We start from the raw sequence: 3,684 nt of genomic DNA, 5'->3' as shown, positions 1-3,684 counted from the left end.
AGGAAATTACCCGTGGCAGGTCAAAAGCATTGCGATATTCCTGCGGATTTGTCTGGAAAACCGCGAAAAAGGCCCTGTAATAGGCGGAGGGTGTAGCAAAACCGCTAGCCAGGCCCGTCTCGCGGATGCTCATGGAGCTGTAGAGCACCAGCTCCTTGGCGTGCTGCAGCCGCAAAGCGATATACCTTTTCTTGGGACTGGTGTTCAGATGCCGTTGAAATAGATACTGCAGTTCCCGGACCGAGATTCCGCACTTTTCAGCAACCGTATCAATACCCAGCGGACTTTCCACGGTCTCCTGCATGATACGCTGCGCCCGGTTCAATATCGGGTTGGTCATGAACGGCTGAGGATTGACGATCTCGCGCTGGCGTAATTCGGCGGACCGAGGCGCCGTGTAGATCAGTTCATTGCCGACGAGGTGGTAGATCGCATCTCCACACATACCGGAAGATCGACCGTTCAGTGTGCCTTGTTCCGTGCAAGCCGCGCGATCTGGATCGCACATTTCCTCGATGAGTTCGCGCATGATGACGCTTCAGACTGCCTCATCGACTGCGGTGCTTTTGCCGTGTGCTCCCCCAGTCGATTCCGAAACATGATTGGAGCATGAGGAGGGCAGCAATGCCTTACCAGACCGATATCGTTTATCCCCAGGTGTCAGCGAAACTTCCGGATGGCCAGCATAAAATGTTCGACCGCGCTATACTTGGTCGATTCGGTTGAAGCCCGCACCGTGGGCTACCGGTTTTTGAAGATGTTTTATGGGCGAAGAGAAGACGACAGCCGAACGAGACATCGTATTCATCAGCAAAGCGACGCCAGGCGACGATGAATTCGCCCTGTGGCTGACCTCCAATTGGCTGCGCATAGCCGAAGCGCCGGATGCAATCCGCTTTTTCGAAGCCTCCGGTGCGGCCGGTCGCGATGCGGTGCAAAGTGTCTGTGATGCAGCGGCGTTCCCCGTGTCCTTGCATGGCGCAGGTTTCTTTTCATTCGCATCGCTGGAGGATATCAACGATACATTTGCGGGGACCGGCAAGTTCTTCAGCAAGCACGCAATCCCGTTGATGGAGTTTGTCGAGAGCGGGTCAGCCGTACTTGGAGTCGCCAAGCAGGATGCGTCCAACACGGTGATCGCGATGTTCCGGAACTCGCCGAGGTGCGGCCGCGTGTTTGCTACGTTGGGATGGTTTATAAGAACCTGCCAAACGATCCCAATGACCACGCCTGCTGCGCCGCGCAGATGTTCCTGAATGAAGGCGATGGCGTTGTATTTCGCGGCGCGAACGGCCCGTGGAAGACCGGCGATTACGAGTATCATCTTGGGCGAGATGCTGCGAAGAAGTTACTCTCGCTTGTGCTGGAGACCTATGCGGACAATCATGACGGTCCGCCCAAAGAGCTCTTCATTCACGGCCAAACCTACTTCAATGACGAAGAGTGGAAGGCGTTTGAAGATGCCGCGCCCAAGGAGACCAACGTTGTTGGGGTGCGCATTCGCCAGACGGGCGGTGAAACCAAGCTTTTTCGTGATGGTGACTATCCAGTACTGCGTGGCACTGCCGTCATGCTGGATGACCGCAACGCGTATCTCTGGACCACCGGATACGTGCCGCAACTCGACACATATATCGGTCCCGAAACGCCAAATCCGCTGTTCATCACTGTGCTGCGAAGCAAAGGCCCGATGCCTGAACTCAAGAGCGTGCTGAACGACATCATGGGCCTGACAAAAATCAACTACAACTCCTGCGATTTCAATGATGGCCTTCCTGTGACCGTCCGCTTTGAGCAAATGGTTGGAGAAGTTCTGACGATGGGAGCCGCAAAGGGTGCTGAAAAGCAGCCTTTCAAGTTCTACATCTAGTCGGGGACGGCGGTGGCACAAAATGCCAAACCTGCAATCGCAGCGACATTGGCGGGCAGGGCCACCGTGGACCCGGCAAATTTTTGAAGTGGATCATGAGGTGTTTACCAGACGTGCGCGCGACGCCATCGCGCGACGCCATACAGTAGATCGAGCGCCTGCCCTGCGTCCTTTCGAGGGCCAAGCACCACCTTCGCCACTGTGAGGCGGCATAGCCTCAATCATAACGCGAATGCCCCAAGCTTCGACCCCACTCCCACTCGATCGCCTATTCATATTACACCGGCCAACCGGAAATTGCTAACAGCGTGCTTGCATAGTAACACTAGCGCTGTTAGCGTGCAGTGCGATGTTAGGGACGGAGCAAATCACTTCCGAGGTATCGTTCGCCGAGGCGCTGCAGCGCTATCTCGGGGATACGCTCCATGACCGCATTCCGGTCATGGAATTTGCGGATACAGGCAGCCTTCCGTCATTTCTCGCGCGAACCTACACCTTATACGAAGCCTGGATAGCCGGAAGACGGTGCGTCTTTCTCGCGGCCTTGAACAATGCCGCAACCCCTTCCGACATTGTCAAGCACATCAGCCTGATCCGCAACTCAGTTGATGCGATCGTCGTCTTCGCAACGTCGTCGCTGAGCGCGCACAACCGGTCACGTCTCGTCGGTCAGGGCGTGCCGTTCGTGGTACCGGGCAACCAGCTCTATATCCCTGACCTCGCCATGGATTTGCGCGAGCATTTCCGCGGGCTCAAACAAAGGCATTCAGACGGCCTGTTGCCAGCGGCTCAAGCCGTTTTGTTCGATCACCTCTTGCGGAACGACGAGACTGCTACCACCCCGTCGTTCATCGCCGCTCGGATACGCTACTCGGCGATGTCGATCGGCCGCGCTTTCGACGACCTGGTGGCATCAGGCCTCGCGCGCACCGAAAAGCACGGCAAGGAAAGGCACATCCGGTTCAAGGCAGAAGGACGCCATCTCCTACAGGCGGCGCGCGATCTCCTCCGCAGCCCAGTACGCTCTGTGAAGTTCGTCCAAGGCGACCATTTCCGAACGATGCTAAAGCAGGCGGGAGAAACAGCACTCGCCGAACTGACGGATTTGTCCCGGCCTTCTGTAGGTATCTTTGCCGTCGCCGCCAGCGATTGGAAAGCCATCGCACAGGCCTCCGGCTTTGTCGAAACCAGCCGGGATCAAGCCGATTTCGTGATCGAAACATGGTCCTACGACCCTGCCGCTTTGTCCGACACCAACACCGTGGACCCTCTCTCGCTTTACGCGCAGTTTCGGGATCATCGTGACGAACGGGTTTCCATGGCGGCAGAACAGCTCTTGGAGAACATTCCGTGGTAGCCGGCATCGAGAAATTCCGTGGGCATTTCGCAGGACATGAAGATCACTACGCCATCATCGGTGGTGCCGCCTGTGACTTGCTATTCGATGCAGCCGGCCTTGCATTCAGGGCGACCAAGGATATCGACATGGTGCTTTGCGTCGAGGTGGTCGATCCCGCGTTTGCAGCAGCCTTCAAAGCGTTTCTCGACGCAGGCGGATATCAGGCGCGCGAGCGGAGCGATGGCAAGAAAGAATTCTATCGCTTCCATCGGCCGTCGGATCAAAGCTTCCCCTTCATGATCGAACTCTTTTCGCGAAAACCAGGGACGCTCAACCTCCCGGAAGGTGCGGGTCTAACCCCAATCCCCGTCGAAGAGGATATCGTTAGCCTCTCGGCGATCCTCCTCGATGAGGGTTACTACGACGCGCTGCAGGCAGGAAAACGCAGGCTAGGAAGCGCAGCATGAAGCACTTT

Annotated in this window: 5 protein-coding genes; 4 read left to right on the top strand and 1 reads right to left on the bottom strand. The window is 56.7% G+C overall.

The features are described from left to right. Window positions 1-529: helix-turn-helix domain-containing protein (locus NMG80_RS35930; RefSeq protein WP_254022531.1), on the bottom strand; the 529-nt coding region annotated here is incomplete at its 3' end. A gap of 235 nt (window positions 530-764) precedes the next feature. On the opposite strand from NMG80_RS35930, the gene NMG80_RS35925 reads away from it, so the two are divergent. The 4 genes from NMG80_RS35925 (at window position 765) to NMG80_RS35910 (ending at window position 3,676) form a co-directional block, all read left to right on the top strand. Continuing rightward, complete coding sequence (locus NMG80_RS35925; protein WP_254022530.1) at window positions 765-1,256, top strand: hypothetical protein; 492 nt, start codon at window positions 765-767, stop codon at window positions 1,254-1,256. After that, complete coding sequence (locus tag NMG80_RS35920) at window positions 1,190-1,870, top strand: argonaute/piwi family protein (RefSeq protein ID WP_254022529.1); 681 nt, start codon at window positions 1,190-1,192, stop codon at window positions 1,868-1,870. Before NMG80_RS35925 ends, NMG80_RS35920 begins: the two co-directional genes overlap by 67 nt. Before the next feature lie 349 nt (window positions 1,871-2,219). Further along, entirely contained in the window at window positions 2,220-3,227 is a 1,008-nt protein-coding gene (locus tag NMG80_RS35915) for a hypothetical protein (RefSeq protein ID WP_254022528.1), read from the top strand. Continuing rightward, complete coding sequence (locus NMG80_RS35910) at window positions 3,221-3,676, top strand: hypothetical protein (RefSeq protein WP_254022527.1); 456 nt, start codon at window positions 3,221-3,223, stop codon at window positions 3,674-3,676. The genes NMG80_RS35915 and NMG80_RS35910 overlap by 7 nt, the downstream gene beginning before the upstream one ends. Window positions 3,677-3,684 lie beyond the last annotated feature (8 nt).

The organism is Mesorhizobium escarrei (assembly GCF_935825525.1).
GTDB lineage: Bacteria > Pseudomonadota > Alphaproteobacteria > Rhizobiales > Rhizobiaceae > Mesorhizobium > Mesorhizobium escarrei.
The sequence above is the reverse complement of the archived record's forward strand: the minus strand, read 5'-3'. Positions and strand labels throughout refer to the sequence as shown.